The 17,993-nt window shown below is 35.2% G+C and carries 13 protein-coding genes; 5 read left to right on the forward strand and 8 right to left on the reverse strand.

Annotation, left to right across the window (positions count from 1 at the left end):
• The first annotated feature begins 259 nt into the window (after positions 1–259).
• The gene (gene folE, locus JF259_RS05925) at positions 260–847 is read left to right on the forward strand and encodes a GTP cyclohydrolase I FolE (RefSeq protein ID WP_199114387.1); all 588 of its coding nucleotides are present in this window, start codon (positions 260–262) and stop codon (positions 845–847) included.
• 45 nt (positions 848–892) lie between these two features.
• On the forward strand, positions 893–1,171 hold the full coding sequence (locus JF259_RS05930) for a hypothetical protein (protein ID WP_199114388.1): 279 nt from the start codon (positions 893–895) through the stop codon (positions 1,169–1,171).
• A gap of 77 nt (positions 1,172–1,248) precedes the next feature.
• Here the strand turns inward: JF259_RS05930 and JF259_RS05935 are convergent, their stop codons facing one another.
• The 5 genes from JF259_RS05935 to JF259_RS05955 form a co-directional block, all read right to left on the reverse strand.
• Positions 1,249–3,507, reverse strand: a complete 2,259-nt coding sequence (locus JF259_RS05935) for a TonB-dependent receptor (protein ID WP_199114389.1) — start codon at positions 3,505–3,507, stop codon at positions 1,249–1,251.
• Positions 3,508–3,619: 112 nt separating this feature from the next.
• Positions 3,620–3,958, reverse strand: a complete 339-nt coding sequence (locus tag JF259_RS05940) for a hypothetical protein (protein WP_317192066.1) — start codon at positions 3,956–3,958, stop codon at positions 3,620–3,622.
• Positions 3,958–4,452: a DUF6787 family protein gene (locus JF259_RS05945; protein ID WP_199114390.1), complete on the reverse strand. Its 495-nt coding sequence runs from the start codon at positions 4,450–4,452 to the stop codon at positions 3,958–3,960. Before JF259_RS05945 ends, JF259_RS05940 begins: the two co-directional genes overlap by 1 nt.
• Before the next feature lie 37 nt (positions 4,453–4,489).
• On the reverse strand, positions 4,490–4,927 hold the full coding sequence (locus tag JF259_RS05950) for a DUF6146 family protein (protein ID WP_199114391.1): 438 nt from the start codon (positions 4,925–4,927) through the stop codon (positions 4,490–4,492).
• 278 nt (positions 4,928–5,205) lie between these two features.
• A complete protein-coding gene (locus tag JF259_RS05955; protein WP_199114392.1) occupies positions 5,206–7,053 on the reverse strand; it encodes a sulfatase family protein in 1,848 nt (615 codons plus the stop codon).
• Between the two features lie 258 nt (positions 7,054–7,311).
• Here JF259_RS05955 and JF259_RS05960 point away from each other — a divergent pair, with 258 nt between their 5' ends.
• Positions 7,312–8,961, forward strand: a complete 1,650-nt coding sequence (locus tag JF259_RS05960) for a sulfatase family protein (protein ID WP_233164133.1) — start codon at positions 7,312–7,314, stop codon at positions 8,959–8,961.
• A gap of 155 nt (positions 8,962–9,116) precedes the next feature.
• Here JF259_RS05960 and JF259_RS05965 read toward each other — a convergent pair whose 3' ends face one another.
• The 3 genes from JF259_RS05965 to JF259_RS17795 all read right to left on the reverse strand — a co-directional run bounded on the left by JF259_RS05965 (position 9,117) and on the right by JF259_RS17795 (position 13,800).
• A complete protein-coding gene (locus JF259_RS05965) occupies positions 9,117–9,923 on the reverse strand; it encodes a helix-turn-helix domain-containing protein (protein ID WP_199114393.1) in 807 nt (268 codons plus the stop codon).
• Between the two features lie 2 nt (positions 9,924–9,925).
• Positions 9,926–13,591 carry a phosphoribosylformylglycinamidine synthase gene (gene purL / locus JF259_RS05970; RefSeq protein WP_199114394.1) on the reverse strand — a complete coding sequence of 1,222 codons (3,666 nt, stop codon included), beginning with the start codon at positions 13,589–13,591 and terminating at the stop codon, positions 9,926–9,928.
• Between the two features lie 116 nt (positions 13,592–13,707).
• Positions 13,708–13,800 carry a hypothetical protein gene (locus tag JF259_RS17795; protein WP_199114446.1) on the reverse strand — a complete coding sequence of 31 codons (93 nt, stop codon included), beginning with the start codon at positions 13,798–13,800 and terminating at the stop codon, positions 13,708–13,710.
• 450 nt (positions 13,801–14,250) lie between these two features.
• On the opposite strand from JF259_RS17795, the gene JF259_RS05980 reads away from it, so the two are divergent.
• Positions 14,251–15,276, forward strand: a complete 1,026-nt coding sequence (locus tag JF259_RS05980; RefSeq protein ID WP_199114395.1) for a metallophosphoesterase family protein — start codon at positions 14,251–14,253, stop codon at positions 15,274–15,276.
• A gap of 432 nt (positions 15,277–15,708) precedes the next feature.
• The gene (locus tag JF259_RS05985) at positions 15,709–17,961 is read left to right on the forward strand and encodes a hypothetical protein (RefSeq protein ID WP_199114396.1); all 2,253 of its coding nucleotides are present in this window, start codon (positions 15,709–15,711) and stop codon (positions 17,959–17,961) included.
• Positions 17,962–17,993 lie beyond the last annotated feature (32 nt).

Here is a 17,993-nt window from a genome sequence, read left to right on the forward strand (position 1 = left end):
TAATCACAGGCTATTTCAAAAAATTTTCGCCCTAAAGGTATCAACCTAAAGGGCGAAACGAAATATAGAACAAAATGGTGTTTTGGTCTATACTTATTTTCATGTTTGAAATCCGCTAAAGTTTGTACTTTTATTCATATCTGGTTTTGTGGTAAAACAAGATATAAAGCAAAGCGGGAAATCCAACTATGGAAATCCCGCTTTTAAAAAACTTTATCGGACACTAATGATTATTTTTATAACTATAAAATAGAATTAAATGCCATATAAAAAATTAGAAGAATACAACATTCAGGTTACAGATGATGTTAAAAATAGGTATAAGAGCATTATTGAAGAATTAGGAGAAGATACAAGCAGGGATGGATTGCTAAAAACACCTGAGCGTGCAGCTAAAGCCATGCTGTTTTTAACCCAGGGATATCATCAGGATCCTGTTGAGGTGCTTAAAAGCGCTATGTTTAAGGAGTCTTATAATGAAATGGTTATTGTAAAGGATATTGAACTGTATTCGCTTTGTGAGCACCATATGCTCCCATTTTTTGGTAAAGCACATATTGCTTACATCCCTAACGGAAATATTGTTGGATTAAGCAAATTGCCTAGGGTAGTTGATATTTTTGCAAGACGATTACAAGTTCAGGAACGCCTCACTGAGGATGTGTTAGATTGTATAAACGATACCTTAAAACCTCAAGGTGTTGCCGTTGTAATCGAGGCATACCATATGTGTATGATGATGCGCGGTGTACAAAAACAAAATTCGGTAACCACCACCTCGGGATTTAGGGGGCAATTTGAAAAAATTGAAACAAGAAACGAGTTTTTAAAGTTGATAGGCAAATAGATTGTTACATACAACATGCAATGATTATTAACAATTAACTATGCTATGAATAGATACAAAAAATTAGTGCTTTGCCTATTTCTGGATGCAATAGGGTATATCTCGTTTTTAATTCCCGGATTTGGGGAGTTTTCGGATGTGGTTTGGGCTCCAGTATCAGCTTGGTTAATGACTAAGCTTTATAAAGGTAGAGCTGGAAAAATAGCGGCAGTTGTTTCTTTTGTTGAAGAGCTTATGCCAGGTGTGGATGTTGTTCCAACCTTTACATTAATGTGGTTATATGTACATGTATTCAGCTCTAAAAGTACTAGAATAAGGGCTTAGGTTTTATCCTTAAAATGAGAGGTTACGTATGGTATAAAATAACTATACGTAACCAATCAATTAAGGTTAATCGGACTTTATAAATTATAAGAAACTCCTAAGTTAATATTTCTTCCCATATTAAAAATACCATTAGCTTTTAAGCGCGACAAATGGCTTATATAGGTTTTATTGGTAAGGTTATTTCCTGCCAATGTAATGGTTAATTCACGTTTTAAACACATAAAGGTGCCTCCCAAACCAGCACTTAGTAGGTTATAACTTGGGGTCGCATCTTCAAAATTGCTGACTTTATTTTGTTTAAAGACAGATTTAAGATTAACAAAAAGATAGCCTTTGTCTAACCATTCATTATTAAGTTCAACTTTAACCATATTGTTTAAACTATTTGCAGGGATTAACGGTAGAAATAAACCATTGGTTTGCTTGCCAGTAACCGTTTCAAAACTTGTTTCAACGTGTAGCCAGTCTAGAGGATGGGGATGTAAATGAAATCCAAACTCCCCACCATAAAGTTTCGCGTCTTCTTGGGAGTATGTATAAACGGGTGTATTGTCTATTTCTGTTCCACTAGGCGCTAGAAATATATAATTATTTACAGCGTTGTAAAATCCGTTAACAAAAAATTCGAGATGTTGGCTTTTATATTCCAATGAAACATCCGTTTGAAAATTTTGTTCGTTCTTTAAATTGCTATTGCCAATTTCATAACGATTGGCACCTTCATGTGTGCCGTCCGAAGCTAGTTCAGATAGGTTAGGGGCTCTAAAACCACTGGCTAGATTAACCCTACCGGTAACATTTTTTACTATATCTGTTTTAAATCCTATAGCACCATTGAAGCTGTTAAAGTTTCTATTAAGAGAATTGTTAATTTCTATGTTACGATGATCGAAGCGAGCACCCAATTGCACATCTAAATTTTCAAAATGAATATGAGACGTTCCCAAAATACCAAAGTCATTAGTTAAGGCATTGGGAATTAGGGTTTCTTCACCATAATTTGTGTTTACCTGATTCATGCCTTGAACCCCTAAAATGGTTTCAAACTTACCTAATTTTGGTAAGTTATATTTAACATCGTAATTTATGGTTTTTAGTTTCATGTGTAAAGCAGCCTCCAGAATGTCATCATCATGGAGTTCTTCTTCATGCTCTTCATCATGTTCTTCTTCATGTCCATGATCTTCATCATGCTCTTCGTGTTCGTCATGGTGATGTTCTTCAAATTCTTTACGATCATTATAAACATAACCCAAGTTAATATTTAGACTTGAAGTATCGAAGAACAGTTTTGTTTTTGAACTAAATACATGATTTGTGACTTCTTGGAAGGGTAGTAAGGGCGATTTTCTAGTAGATTGTTCCCCTATATTTTCTGGGATGCCCGGCTTTAAATTATTAACATTATACCGAAACTCTGTTTTAACTCCTTGAGATTGATATCCTAATCCAGCCTTAAAGTCCTGTTCTCTAAATCGTGTATTGGTAACGCGGTATGATTTTGTTTTGTAATCGGAATGTTCGGTAAGACTTCCTCTAAATAGAAACTTAAAACGATCATTTGATTGCTTATAGCCTACATTGGTAGAATAGCCCTTTGTATTGCTGGTATAGTTAGCATTAATGTCAGCTGAACTGGTGTTTTGTTGGGCAAAACGCTCAGGATTTAGGTATAAGACCCCACCAAGGGCATCACTGCCGTAGAGTAATGATGCAGGGCCTTTAATAACCTCTACACTTTCTATACCTGCATCGTTAACTCCCAATCCGTGTTCACCCCCAAATTGTTGGTTTTCCAGTCGAATGCCCTGTGTGTATACCAAAACTCTGTTAGAACTAAGCCCTCTAATTACAGGCTTGCCAATGCTTAAACCAGTAGAAATACTTTCTACACCTGCAATATTACTAATGCCCTCAGCAAGCGTTATGGCACCATTGGATTTTAGATCCCTTACGCTTTCTTGCTCCACTTTCATAACATTTTCACTTTGTAATTTATGAAATGGTGTAGAGATAATGATACCTTCAATTTCTATAGCAGAAGGCATTAAAGATATGGTAAGGGAAGTGTTTGTGGGTATTGTTGCTTTTAATGATAAGGTTTCGTATCCTAAGGCTGAAACAATTAAAGTATAGTTTCCTGAAGGCAGGCGGTCTAAGTTAAAAGAACCATCTTCATCTGTGTAAGTCCCTTTTTCTAAATCTGGGATGTAAACATTTACGAAGGCTAAACCTTTTTTTGTAGTGGTTTCGACTACATTTCCTTTTAGGGTATTTTGAGCTTGTATACCAGCTATGCTTAAACATAGCAGTATATTTAATATTGATTTCATATTAATGTTTATGTAAGAGTATTGGATACTACAGGATTTCATACATTGAATTCCTATAATATCTGTTTATAATTGATTTAAGGGGATGCTGAATAGTTTTTCAGCAAACGATCTATAAAATTAGTTTGGAGGGTGGGCCTCTAAGGGATGTATGACTAGATTGGTATTCACTTAAAAAAGTATAATACGATTCTATTTTTGATGTAGGCTCTTCAACTGAAAATAGCTCAACACTAAATAAAGAAAAGGTATAGGTGTTACTTAATTTAAACTTGTAAAAAGCACAATCAACATCTAGCTTGTGCAAGTGCGTGGTAGATTCACCTAGGCAAACCTCATGCTCGTGATGTGAAAAAATATGAGCAAACTTTATTGCAGCAGGAAACAACAAAGCTGCTGCCAATAGGAAGGTAAGGGTTTTAAAAACAATATGTGTTCTTAATACTTTCACTAATTAATAAAACGTTTAAACCCTAAACGGCGAAGCATTTTTTTCTCAAAGTTCCAAAAGAACTTAAATTGTCCAAATAACCAGCCCATTAGTACCAATGTAACTTGGTAAAAAACAAATCCAATAAAGATGTATAGGATCCAATAAAGGGCTAGTGGTAAATTATCTTTGGTAATACCAGCTAATTTTATGATGGGACGGCTTACAAAAACAGAAGACGACCCGGTAAAAGCAAAAACCAAAAATATAGTAATGAGTTCCCACCGATACGTTACTTGCCATTTCTTTTCTAATCTATTAAAAATGGTAAGCACCAGCTTTAGTAGCGCAAAAAATAAAATTGCTGTTAAAATATAAATATAAGTGTTATAAGTGGGGGCAATAAAACTACTGGAAAGCTTATATGCAGAATAAATTAAGGCTATAAGTCCAATTACAGGAAAGAGTAATTGCCAGTTTTTATGTATCTCCCAGCGTTCTTTTAATTTTTTCACAGAAATAATTTAAAATGCAAAAATAGCTAAAAGAGATTTAAATCCTAGGAATAAAACCAGCTAATCGCTGTTTATAGGTTAATTGGAAATATATAAAATAGTTGTACAGTTTGTAGTTTACGTCATATCCATAGTCGATATGGTTTTGGTAATCTATTTGCATTTCGTACAAGTTGGGATTATAACGCATTGGATTTAAAACCCTTCTGTTCCACTCGTTCACGTAAAACATGTTTCGGTTTTCCATAAACTGTTGAGAGTAGTAACCTTCAGGCTTTGCCCTACTGGCCAACCAGAAATTAAATCCAGGTTCTATAATAATAATTTCGTATTCTAATTTGTCATTTGCAATGCGTACCGTATCGCTAACAGCCTCCTGTTTTGCGACTTGGTCTTCTTTTGCTGCCATTGTTTTAGAAGTGTTGCAACCTATAAGAATACCTATTGCCAATACTAAATAAACTAAAGTTTTCATCTGTTTAAATTTTGTTGTTTTAGAGGTCAGATGCGATGCCCAAATTATCATATTGGTTGGGTTTGCAACTTATTGTTAATGGGCATTTCATACGTTTTTATGTTAGGAGTACATTTATTGTTAGACGTATACCCACTATTGAAATTTCAATAAACTAAAAATATTTTAAGTACTAACAATTAAGGAACATCCCTTTTCATATTTAAGCATCAAAAATCGTTCCTTAAATATTTGAGAAACAGCAATAAGAGATTGTGTTCATTTTTTGCTCAACAGATTTATTCTATAATAATTTCATCTATAAAAAACCAAGCAGGAAAGCCATCACCTGGATGTCCTTTTGGACAGGTGCCAATACCTTGAACATTAATTTTTAGATATCTACTTTTTTGATCGACTTTCATTATAAATAAATCAATAAACTTATTTTTATTATTACTATTGGTAGGTAATATGCCTTTTTGGGGAGATCCAAATGTATTACCGTCATTAGAAAAACTTATTTCAATCGCTTTGGGACTAAATATCCAATTACCGGGTTCATGCATATAACCAGTACTTATTTTAGAAAGCTGCTTTGTAGCCTTTAAATCAATAATAAGTTCTAAGTTTGTACCTTCTTGTCCTATCCATTGTCCAGAGGCATAATCGTTATAGCCCCTTTTACCATCAAGTAATACATTGAGGTTTTTATATTTGTTATGTAAAGGAGTTAATGCAGTTATACTGGCATTGCTACCTAGATGAGAAACCGTTTTCATTTTTTGTGGAATATCATTCTTAGAACCGTGCTCCCAAGAGAGGTATAGGTCTATCAATTCTTTTACAATATCTGGGTGCTTTTTTGCTAGGTTTACCATTTCAGAGACATTATCCTCTAAGTTGGATAAAAACAAAGCATCATTTTCCATGTTTAGGATGCCTTTGTGCGAGGTGTCTTTGGGGTAACCAATAAGTTTCCATTTCCCTTTTCTAACCACCCACTGGTTTCCATACTTCCAAAAGGCAGTATTTCTGGGAGATGCCATGCTTGGGTTTTGAAGCATTTTGGACATATCGATGCCATCCAAATTAGTTGGTGTAACACTTAAATTACATAGTTTAGCTAAGGTTGGCATCCAGTCGATATTTACAAGAAATTGATCGTTTACAATATTCTCTGGAAGATGGTCTTTCCAGCTAATGATAGTTGGAAGTCTAATACCTCCTTCAAACAGACTACTTTTAGCGCCTCGGTAAGGACCAGAATTTCCGCCACCACCAAAAGCTCTTATTTCGGTAGAATACCCATTATCTGATTGATATACAATAATTGTGTTCTCTAAAAGTTTCAGGGAATTTAGTTTATCAATTAAGAACCCAATACGCTCATCAATAGTTGAAATAAATGCTCCATAATCGCCACGTGGTTTTTCTACGTCCTTATAGTAATCACGCCACTTTTGCGTTGGTTGGTAAGGGTAATGGGGCATATTAATAGCATAATACATAAAGAAGGGATTTTTTTTGTTCTTTTCAACAAAATCCAAAGCTTTGTTTGATGCCAAGTCTGGAAAGTACTGACCGTCATAAAACACTTCTTTGCCATTTTCGTGGAGGTCATGAATGTTAGGACCTTCCCAGTAAAAGAAATGAGAATAATTATCAATGCAACCACGTAGGTGACCAAAAGAATAATCAAAACCTTGCGCATTTGGACTAGATGCTTCGCTCATACCCAAATGCCATTTGCCTATATGACCCGTTTTGTAACCATTGTCTTTAAATAATTCGGCCAATGTATATTGTTCTTCTGGCAAGCCATGAGAACCAGGTGTTGCCGATGTATTTCCTGTTAACCCAGCGTTTTGAGGGTACTTACCCGTTAATAAAGCTGCTCTGGAAGGCGCACATACAGGAGCAGCTACATAAGCTTGGGTAAAACGCGTTCCCATTTTGGCTAATTTGTCCAGATTAGGAGTGTAAATATCCTCGGCACCATAACTTCCCAAATCAATAGCCCCCTGATCATCCGTGTAGATGACAATAACATTGGGTTTAGTATTGTTTTGCGAATAAAATTGGAAACTTAATATGAAAATAAGAATATTAAAAATGCTTTTTAACGTATTAGAAAAACAATTCATTTTATAGGATTTAGTGTTTTAAAAACTTATAAAGTACTATCACTGCAATTTAAAAATTTAATGTTAGCTTCTTTTTGTTTTTAGACTAATAGCAATGATAAGCTTACGAATAGCATATTTAGATAAATACAGTTATTGTGTTTTGCCATTAAAAAATAACGATAAACTTCAAGTTTAGGCAAAATAATGCATAGTCATTATTGAATTAAATGGATATATTGCAGGCTTAACTGTTTAATATAAAATTAAGTTGCGTCCATGGAACGAGTGCCTTTTAAAAGTATTGAAAAATTGATTGCTAAAGCGAAATCTAATTTATGTATAATATTGTTGGTTTACTTGATGGGATTGGTGTCGGTAGGTTGTAAACAGAAGGAAGATAAGCAGGAAAAAGCAGAAGAACATGTGCGGCCAAATATTGTATTCATTATGAGCGACGACCATGCTTACCAAGCGATAAGTGCTTACGGACACGGACTCAACAATACCCCTAATATTGATAGAATAGCAACGGAAGGAGCTATTTTTAATAGAGGTTTTGTAACGAATTCTATTTGTGCCCCAAGTAGAGCGGTCATGCTAACAGGCAAGCATAGCCATATTAACGGAAAAGTAGATAACATTCAGGAATTCGATTGGGATCAAGAAAATTTTGCGAAGTCGCTTCAAAAATCAGGGTATCAAACGGCTATGGTTGGAAAGATTCATTTGGACGGTTTGCCTCAAGGATTTCATTATTCTAATGTGTTACCGGGACAAGGTCAATATTACAACCCTGACTTTATTGAAAATGGGGTTAAAAAACAATACCAGGGTTATGTGACCTCTGTTACAACCGATATTGCCTTAGATTGGCTCAATAACAAGCGCGAAAAGGACAAACCATTTTTATTATTGTACCATCAAAAGGCGCCACACAGAACCTGGATGCCCGAAGCCAAGTATTTTAGTCTTTTTAAGGATAAGGATTTTACGCCTCCAGCTAATTTCTTTGATGACTATAAGGGGAGAGAAGCGGCTGCAAAACACGAAATGGGGATATACGAACATATGGATCTAGTGTACGATTTGAAAATGCTAGATAAGGAAGGTGAAATAAAAACCAAATACCGAAACGCTTTTCAAGGACAGTATAATCGTATGGATTCCATTCAGAAATTAGCTTGGGATGCTCATTATGATCCGATTATTTCCAATTTTAAAGGGGAAAAGCTAGAAGGCGAAGCACTGGCTTTGTGGAAGTACAACCGTTATATGCAAGATTATTTAAGTACCATTCAATCGGTTGATGATGGTGTAGGTGAGGTACTCGATTATTTGGAAGCTAACGGATTAGCAGAAAATACTATAATCGTTTATACATCCGATCAAGGGTTTTATTTAGGTGAGCATGGTTGGTTTGATAAACGTTTTATGTACGAAGAGTCGTTTAGAACACCATTGTTAATGAAGTACCCTAAAGAGATCAAGGCAGGTACAGTTATTGACGAATTGGTTCAGAATTTGGATTTCGCACCGACCTTTTTAGATTATGCAGGAGTAGATATTGCATCAGATATTCAGGGAGAATCGTTCCGGGGATTAGTTAACGGCAATCAAAAGGAATGGAGAGATGCCATATACTACGGTTACTATGAATTTCCGGGAGAACATCACGTTAAAAGGCATTATGGCGTTAGAACAGACCGATATAAGCTGATTCATTTTTATTACGACATAGATACTTGGGAATTATATGATCTGGAAAAAGATCCTTCAGAAATGCATAATGTTTACGATGATCCGGATTACTCGAATATTCGCGTAAATATGCACAAAAAGTTAGAAGAATTACGCCTTAAATATAAGGATAGTGATTCCCTGGATCAGGTTAATTTAGAACGCTATTTGAAAGCGAAACAAGGATAATAGAGCGTACAAAAAAGAGGTGTGACTTACACCTCTTTTTCTAAATTGATTAATAGCATTCTAATGTTTCTCCCATTAAAATTATCTCTATATCAAATTTAACCCTCTTTTAGTTTATTTGCATGTAAAAAATCGTCAAAATAAAAAAGTTGACATTAGAAGTTAATTTTCTTATAAAGTATTTCTCTTAAATTTGAGTGCTTGTTACGAAAGAATTGCTTAGGCGTTTGTCCCGTAAATTCTTTAATGTTCTTAGAAAAATGTGAGTAATCGTAATACTTATAGTTTTCTATAATTGGTAAGAGGTCAGTCGTTTTGTTTTGTTCGATTTGCCTGATAATGTAGTTAACCCTAATAAGCCTTAAGAACTTATTAGTAGTTACTCCTGTTACTTTTTTGAAATGCCTGTTTAGTGTTGAATGCGAAATATGAAAGTTTTCAATTATATCGGTAACACTTAACATCCCGTTATTTTTTAAAATATGCTCAAGTATTGTCGAAATAGCCGTTGGTTTGAGCCATTCACTGTAGTATGTGCTTAAATACTTGTCTAGTATCTTGATATGATCATCAACATCATTGCAATTTTGTAGTTCCGATTGGAGTTGTGTGCATGTTTCTTCTGGAATGATATGTTCTAAATTGTAACGAGGGTCGGATTTTGACAGATCGTTTCCCGTGATTCTATGAAATTTGTCAGGAGAAAGACGAATGGCCAGGAAAGTATCTCCTTTCCTGGCAGATAGTTCGTAATAATTTGAAGATGAATTTAAAAAGTATTTTGATAAATAACGCTCTCCTTTCTCATCTTTAATTTTAAAATTACCAGACAGTATAAAGACCAAGTAATTATAGCCAGTCGAAGCAATTGTCGAAGTGTCGTCCAATTTATAGTTTACCTTTACAATGCTTAAAAATAAAGGATGGTCTTTAATTAAATTGGAGACGATTAATTTTGGCAAAACTATTGGTGTTTTTCAATCCACTTTCTTGCATTTACAAAGGCTTCGAGCCAAGGTGTTGCTTCATCGTTTCTGTTATCAGGGTAATAAGCCCAGTTCCATTGGAACATAGAGCGCTCTATATGTGGCATGGTTACTAAATGTCTCCCCGTTTTATCACATAGCATGGCTGTATTATAATCGGAGCCATTTGGGTTGTGCGGGTAGCCTTCATAACCATACTTTGCAACAATATTGTATTGATCTTCACTGTGAGGTAAATTAAATTTACCCTCCCCATGACTAATCCAGACACCCAAGGTACTTCCTGAAAGATTGGAAAGCATAACCGAGTTGTTTTCCTGAATTTTTACAGAGGTAAAACTACTTTCGTGCTTATGGGAGTCGTTGTGGAGCATTTTGCCGTGAACGTTATGATCTGGATTGATTTCTTCTAATTCCATGAATAACTGACAACCATTGCATATTCCAACGGATAAGGTGTCTTCTCTATTAAAGAAGTCCTGAATGGCTTTATTTGCCTTTTCATTATATTTTATGGCACCGGCCCAACCTTTTGCCGAACCTAGTACGTCTGAGTTGCTAAAACCTCCAACGGCACCTAAAAACTGAATATCTTCAAGCGTTTCACGACCAGAGATTAAATCGGTCATGTGTACATCTTTCACATCAAATCCGGCCAAATACATGGCGTTTGCCATTTCACGCTCACTATTACTGCCTTTTTCTCTTAGGATGGCGGCTTTAGGACGTGGTTTATTAGCATCAATTACAGGCAATTTGCCAGTAAATTGTTTTGGAAAGGTGTAGTTTAAAGGTTGAACTTTATAGTTTTTATAGCGATCTTCAGCCAGATTGTTAGCCGTTTGCTTTTGATCTAGCAGGAACGAAGTTTTATACCAGGTGTCTCGTAGTTGGGAAACGTTAAGCGCCAACGTTTCAGAATGATTTGTTATGTGTAATGTATTGCCGTCAATAACATTTCCAATACGGTAGAAGTCTATATTTGCAGCAGAAAGGGTGTCACTTAAGGAGTCGTCCTTTGCTTGAATAACAATACCTGCGTTTTCAGAAAACAATAACTTAACGGTATCTTGTTCGTTTAAACCAGAGAGATCTAGTTCTGCACCAAGGTTATTGTCTGCAAAACACATTTCCAACAAAGTGGTGATCAAACCACCTGAAGCCACATCGTGACCAGCAACAATCTTATCCCTTTGTATTAAATTTTGGATCGTGTTAAACACCGTTTTTACATAAGCGGCATCTTTAACTGTAGGGGCTTCATTTCCTAATTTGTTAAGGATCTGAGCAAACGAGCTTCCTCCTAATTTAAAGTTGTCCTGAGAGATGTTAATATAGTATACACTACCTTTATTTTTCTTAAATACTGGTTCAACAACTTTAGAGATGTCAGTACAATTAGCGGCAGCCGAAATAATAACAGTTCCGGGAGCAATAACCTCTTCGTTAGGGTATTTTTGCTTCATAGAAAGAGAATCTTTTCCGGTTGGTACATTAATACCTAAATCGATAGCAAATTTTGAAACAGCCTCAACAGCTTCGTACAAGCGAGCATCTTCACCTTCATTTTTACATGGCCACATCCAGTTGGCAGATAAAGACACGTTTTTTAAACCCTCTTTTAACGGTGCCCAAATAATATTAGTTAACGCTTCGGCAATACTATTTCGGCTTCCTGCTACGGGATCAATCAATCCTGAAATAGGAGAGTGGCCAATAGAAGTAGCAATACCTTCCTTACCTTTATAGTCCAAGGCCATAACACCTACGTTGTTTAAAGGTAACTGTAAAGGTCCTGCACACTGTTGTTTGGCTACTTTACCACCAACACAACGGTCTACTTTATTAGTTAACCAATCTTTACAGGCAACAGCTTCTAATTGTAGCACCTGATTTAGATAATCATGAAATTTATCAGTAGTATAATTTACATTACTGTAATTTCTGTTAATGGTTTTGTCGGTCATGATGGTTTTAGGAGAACTTCCAAACATGTCTTCTAAAGCTAAATCCATTGGTTTATGACCATTGCTTTTAGATTCAAATGTAAAGCGATCATCACCAGTAACATCACCAACGGTGTACATGGGAGAACGTTCTCGCTCTGCAATACGTTGCAATGTATCAATATGCTTTTCTGTAATCACTAATCCCATACGTTCTTGTGATTCGTTACCAATTATTTCTTTATCAGATAAAGTAGGATCTCCTACGGGTAACGCATCTAAATCAATTTTACCACCAGTGTCTTCAACGAGTTCAGACAAGCAATTTAAGTGGCCACCAGCACCGTGATCATGAATGGATACAATATAGTTTTCATCACTTTCAACCATGCCGCGAACAGCATTAGCAGCACGTTTTTGCATCTCTGGGTTAGAACGTTGTACTGCATTTAGCTCGATGCCTGAAGCAAACTCACCTGTATCGGCAGAAGATACGGCAGCACCCCCCATACCAATACGGTAGTTCTCTCCACCAAGAATGACTATTTTATCACCTTTTTGAGGCGTTGCTTTTAATGCTTGCTCACTTTTACCATATCCAATACCACCAGCTTGCATAATTACTTTATCAAATCCTAATTTGCGGGCATCCTCTTCATGTTCAAAAGTCAATACGGAACCACAAATAAGGGGCTGACCAAATTTGTTACCAAAGTCGGAAGCTCCATTAGAGGCTTTAATCAAGATGTCCATTGGCGTTTGGTACAACCATTTACGTTCTTTTACACCATGTTCCCAAGGTCTGTTTTCTTCTAATCGCGAATAGGAGGTCATATAAACTGCGGTTCCTGCTAATGGTATGGAACCTTTTCCTCCAGCTAATCGATCCCTAATTTCTCCACCCGATCCTGTTGCTGCACCATTAAATGGCTCTACAGTGGTAGGGAAATTGTGCGTTTCAGCTTTTAAGGAAATGACAGAGTCGAAATCTTGTGTGGTATAATAATCGGGAATATCGGCACGTTTTGGTGCAAACTGCTCCACTTTAGGACCTTTTATAAAGGCCACGTTATCTTTATATGCCGAAACAATATCGTTAGGATGTTGTTTCGATGTTTCTTTAATAAGTTTGAATAAAGAGGTTGGTTTCTCCTCGCCATCAATTACAAAGGTACCGTTGAAAATCTTGTGTCGGCAATGTTCTGAGTTTACCTGTGAAAAACCAAAGACTTCAGAATCGGTTAGGGGACGTCCTATTTTTTTGGAGACGCCTTCCAAATATGCGACTTCTTCATCACTTAAAGCTAAACCTTCCTGTTTATTGTAAGCTGCAATATCTTCGATATTGAGGATGGCTTCTGGTTGAATGTTTATAGTAAAGGTGTCTTGATTTAAACCTTTGAATTTTTCGGAAATCATTGGATCGAAATCTTTGAAATCTTCCGAAATAGCTTGGAATTCTTCTATTCTAATAATGCCCGAAATACCCATGTTTTGTGTAATTTCAACAGCATTGGTGCTCCAAGGCGTAATCATTGCTGCTCTAGGGCCAACAAAAAAAGCATCTAGGGATGCTTGCTCTATTTTTGGTTGATTTCCAAATAACCAGTTAAGTTTGGAAATACTTTCGGTTGATAATTCTTTTGTTGTTTGAACGGCAAATACCTTACCGGTTACGTTTCCAAAGAAATGAATCATTATGTGCGATTTGTGTTGTGTTTAACAAAGTGCAAAAATACACTTTTTTACGCATTTAAGCTTGCTTTTTTCACGAAAGGATGGGGGCTTATTAACAGTATTTTTAACAAGCGTATTTAAAATATATATCGTAGGTTGTTTACAGTGGAATTGTAATAGGAGGTACCGAATAGGTTAAGATGCACTAAGAGGTAATACAGCTGGTAGATATCTTTTTGTTAAGGACAGTTGCCAACTTCATAAGTGATACAACAAATAGTTTTCATAAAATAGGTGTTTCAATTAAGTCTGCATATTAGAGAAAGAACTTTACAAGCAGAAAAACCATTTATAGAAAAATTATTTTATAGATAAAGAATTAAGGGGAATGGTTTGAGTTAAATCAATCTGAATAGATCATATTATTAAAACATCAAGTACAGTACTAGTTATCGTTTATAAAAATAAGATAGAATCGCACCCTTTTGAGGGCGTTTGTTTTATGTTTGTGATTAATAAAGGAGCTATATGGAAGATTCCTAACATATTTTAAACAGTCTCTAAAAGTGGAAAAATCTGCTCTTAATATGGGAGAACGCCAATAATTCTTTTACTTTTATAACTATATAGGTATTATAGGTTTTGCTATTCAACAATAAGGAATCTTTAAACAGTACATTATGAAACGCCGATCATTTTTTAAAGAAGTTACCACAGGCTTAGTTGGATTAGGACTTACAACGCGTTCTTTTGCTAATACAACCGACAAGAAAACTAAAAGCCCTATTAAGTTATGTACAACCACGGACCAAGAAAAAGTGTTCTTCTATGCCGAGGTAATTAATGAGCCAATAAAGGTCGTTCATATAGCGGATACGCACTTGTTTAAAGATGACGAAAGGGGAATACCTTATCAGGAGTATAGTCATAGAATGGCAAAAGCATATAACCAGACGACCCATTTTAAAACAGGAATAAAAACGAATCCAGAAGAAGCCTTTGAACAAACGCTCGCATTTGCAAAAGAAGTAAATGCAGATGTGATTACATTGATTGGCGATATTTTTAGTTTTCCATCTGAGGCAGCAATAGAATGGGTGCTATCAAAGTTAAAAAAAACAGGTATTCCATATATTTATACCGCTGGAAATCATGATTGGCATTATGAAGGCATGGAAGGTTCATTGGAATCCTTGCGTAATACGTGGATTGAAAAGCGATTACTGCCCTTATATCAAGGCAACCACCCATTAATGGCTGCTTATGATATTAAAGGCATCCGGTTTTTGGCTATCGATAATTCCACCTACCAAATTAATGAGGAACAATTAGCCTTTTTTATCAAGCATGTAGCTAGTGGCTTGCCTTTGGTTTTACTGGTCCATATTCCAATGTATGCCCCTGGTAAAAATGTTTATTTTGGTTGTGGAAACCCAAATTGGGGAGCAGGCACAGATCAAAATTTTGAATTGGAAAAACGCCCCAAATGGCCTGAAAGCGGGCATACCAAAACAACACTTAACTTCCATAAGAGCGTTTTTAACGCGCCAAACCTTTTAGGTATATTTTCAGGACATATCCATCGAAATTCTATTGAAATAATAAAAGGAAAACCTCAAATAGTTGCTGATGACAACGCCAGTGGAGGTTATTTGGATATCAACTTTTTACCTATGGACGAAAAGGATAAAAGGTTAATTTTATAGTTGTTGATAAAGACTTTTCAGTCCGTACTAACATTCATTACAATATGGATGTGATACTTTTATAGAATATTTGAGCCAAATCAAATCACTACACTATAACTTTATTTTGCTTATTATCAATAATCTATGTGTTTTCAATAATCCGTTGTGCATTCTTATAAAATTCTGTCGATTCGAGTCAATTTTACGATTGAAAGAGTAAAATTTGTATGGTGAATCGAATATCCGTTATGATGTAAAAACCAGTGTTTTATCTTCCTGTATAGCCCAATCTGACAGCACCTTCAAACAGACATTTTTGAAACTAGTCTGACTCAAAATTAGCAACGGATTTTCGGTCATTACATTTTAATTGTTTTTTCTTACATTTGAGGATGAATATTCTTTTTTAATTTGAATATTTTCTTAATCAACTATATTATACAATCAATTATGAAATATTTACTTAGTGTACTCCTCATGTTTACTTTATCGTTTTACGGCCAGAACCCTAAGACCAAAACCATTTTAGGAGATGAGTATACAGCCAACTACAAAAAGGAAAGAAACGAATTTGAAATTTGTAAAAAAAAGGAGGATGTGTCCGAGTGTTACAAATGGATTATAGAAAATGAAGATGAGTTTAGTTTTATGAAAGCGCTCGACAGTGTTACCGAAAAAGCAATGAAAACCTATAAGTTTAATTATTTTGGTGAAGAAAAAAAGTTATCGGAACTATCTGCTTACGATTATTCCAATATAAAGATTACAAATAGCCCAGAAACTTTCAATGAAATAGAGGACAATATGTGGTTAGAAATAGATAAAGCTCCAACTTGTGGGTTTCCTAAATTCACAATAAAGAAAAAAGATAATGATAATTATGTTATTACTTCAAGCACTGACGACAGTATAGGAAATCTTAATAAAGAGACCGGTGATTATAAGAAAACAATTGACGCCATTTTAATTGAACACTTAGAAGCAAATAAAGATACGCTAGGGAAAACAATTGTCGCTAGTGTTAAAACAGATTTTAAGGAGCTGTTAAAAGAATTGTACAATACCTCCATTGTTAAAACAGGGGACTATGTGTATTTAACAACTAAGGAACTAACAGATACTAGTTTCAAAAAGAATAGCTATAACTTTCATTATCTCATTAAGAATAAAAACATATACGTTAGGGTATGTGATGTTAAAGATAAAGACGTTAAAGATAAAAAAGAATGTGATGTCTATGGCCCTTTCAATTTGTCGATTCCTGAAAATGAATTCATCTACAGTATAATAAACCAACATGGCAAGTTTAAGGATGGAGATACAGATAACCAAGAAGCCATCAGTAAAGTGTATTATAAGCTCGTTATTAAAAAACAGGATGCACAAACATCTGCTTTAAAAAAAGAAATGAATGACTCCATTACCAACATTTTCGAAAAAATAGAAAATGCCAAAAACACCTTTAGTGGTCAGATTGTTATTAATGAAAGAGCTAAGCTTTATGACAAAAGAAAATTAATAAAAAGGAGAGCGTTTATCAAGGATAAATATAGCAATCAGAAATACCGTGCAGAAATAGAGTTGTTAATAGATAGTGTAAACATTAGTTTTTTTAATAACAGGGCAGATAATATTACCATTGTAGGACGATTGAGCAATGATAAAAAAAACACAAAGGTATTTACTAACAGAATGTATAGCTTACCCTTAAGGGAGTTTAATAATCGCCATCAGACCAATACACTAACCGATAAAGATGGTAATCAGTATACTTATTATTATGATGATATTTTGGATTATCTCCCATATAAAAAGTTTAACTATGCTGTAAAGAATGCTGAAATTAAAGTAGGTAATAAGGACAGTATTAGGGTGATAGAACGCAAAATTGGGGATTATTTTACAGGAATATTCTTTTCGGATTTTCTAGGCTTAAACAGTAACAATAATAACAATTTGATTGTAGCCGAAGGACGCATTCGCATTCCTTGGCACCTAAGGAATTATGGAGTATTAACATTATTAGACAATATCACTGCCTATGCATCAGTCAATCTGTTTAGTGGCTTTGAAAACAGTTCCCGAAAAGTTGAGCTGGATGATATGCTAGACACTGAGGAAAATACAGAAACCAATAGTCAAAAGTTTAAAACTAACAATTTTAATTTGCTTGTAAACAACAATATAGATGCCGGTATACTCGTAACACCTGTGACATTAGAATGGAAAGGAGCCTCAACCTTTATTCATTTACGCTATGGCTTACGTTTTATAAGAACAGGTATAGAGTATAATGTAAAAACACAAGACACCATTTTGGTTAACAACACACCTACAGTACAGGAAACCCTTAAAGAACGGAAGGGTTTTCAAGTGTTTTCGATTGGACAGGAAGCCGAAATCAATTTTGAGATCAGGCCGCAATCCAGTGTGGGAGCTGATGTTACTTTTGGCCTAAACTGGTTTAGAGCCAATGGAACCAATAAAAACGATCTTGGCTTTTTTACAACCAACAATGCACCCAACCTAAAGCTTATGGCCAATATTTATGCATTAACCAATTCCGATAAAAATAATTCAGGGGTCTATTTTAGAATAGGAGGTCATTACAACCTAGGCAGTTATAAAGTGTTCCCACAAATGATGGTTGGCTATGCCACCAATTTAAGTTCGTTTGTGAACAAACTTAAAAAAGAAGACTAATCTTATAAAAATAGGGCCATGGCACAAGCTAA

It is taken from the genome of Snuella sedimenti (genome assembly GCF_016428595.1).
Classification (GTDB): Bacteria; Bacteroidota; Bacteroidia; order Flavobacteriales; family Flavobacteriaceae; genus Snuella; species Snuella sedimenti.

Bases quoted from the DNA above. Each gene is read 5' to 3' on its own strand.
- JF259_RS05930 (WP_199114388.1), top strand. From the start codon at position 893: ATGAATAGATACAAAAAATTAGTGCTTTGCCTATTTCTGGATGCAATA.
- JF259_RS05950 (WP_199114391.1), bottom strand. From the start codon at position 4,927: ATGAAAACTTTAGTTTATTTAGTATTGGCAATAGGTATTCTTATAGGT.
- folE (WP_199114387.1), top strand. From the start codon at position 260: ATGCCATATAAAAAATTAGAAGAATACAACATTCAGGTTACAGATGAT.
- JF259_RS05960 (WP_233164133.1), top strand. From the start codon at position 7,312: ATGGAACGAGTGCCTTTTAAAAGTATTGAAAAATTGATTGCTAAAGCG.
- JF259_RS05935 (WP_199114389.1), bottom strand. From the start codon at position 3,507: ATGAAATCAATATTAAATATACTGCTATGTTTAAGCATAGCTGGTATA.
- JF259_RS05955 (WP_199114392.1), bottom strand. From the start codon at position 7,053: ATGAATTGTTTTTCTAATACGTTAAAAAGCATTTTTAATATTCTTATT.
- JF259_RS05985 (WP_199114396.1), top strand. From the start codon at position 15,709: ATGAAATATTTACTTAGTGTACTCCTCATGTTTACTTTATCGTTTTAC.
- JF259_RS05980 (WP_199114395.1), top strand. From the start codon at position 14,251: ATGAAACGCCGATCATTTTTTAAAGAAGTTACCACAGGCTTAGTTGGA.
- purL (WP_199114394.1), bottom strand. From the start codon at position 13,591: ATGATTCATTTCTTTGGAAACGTAACCGGTAAGGTATTTGCCGTTCAA.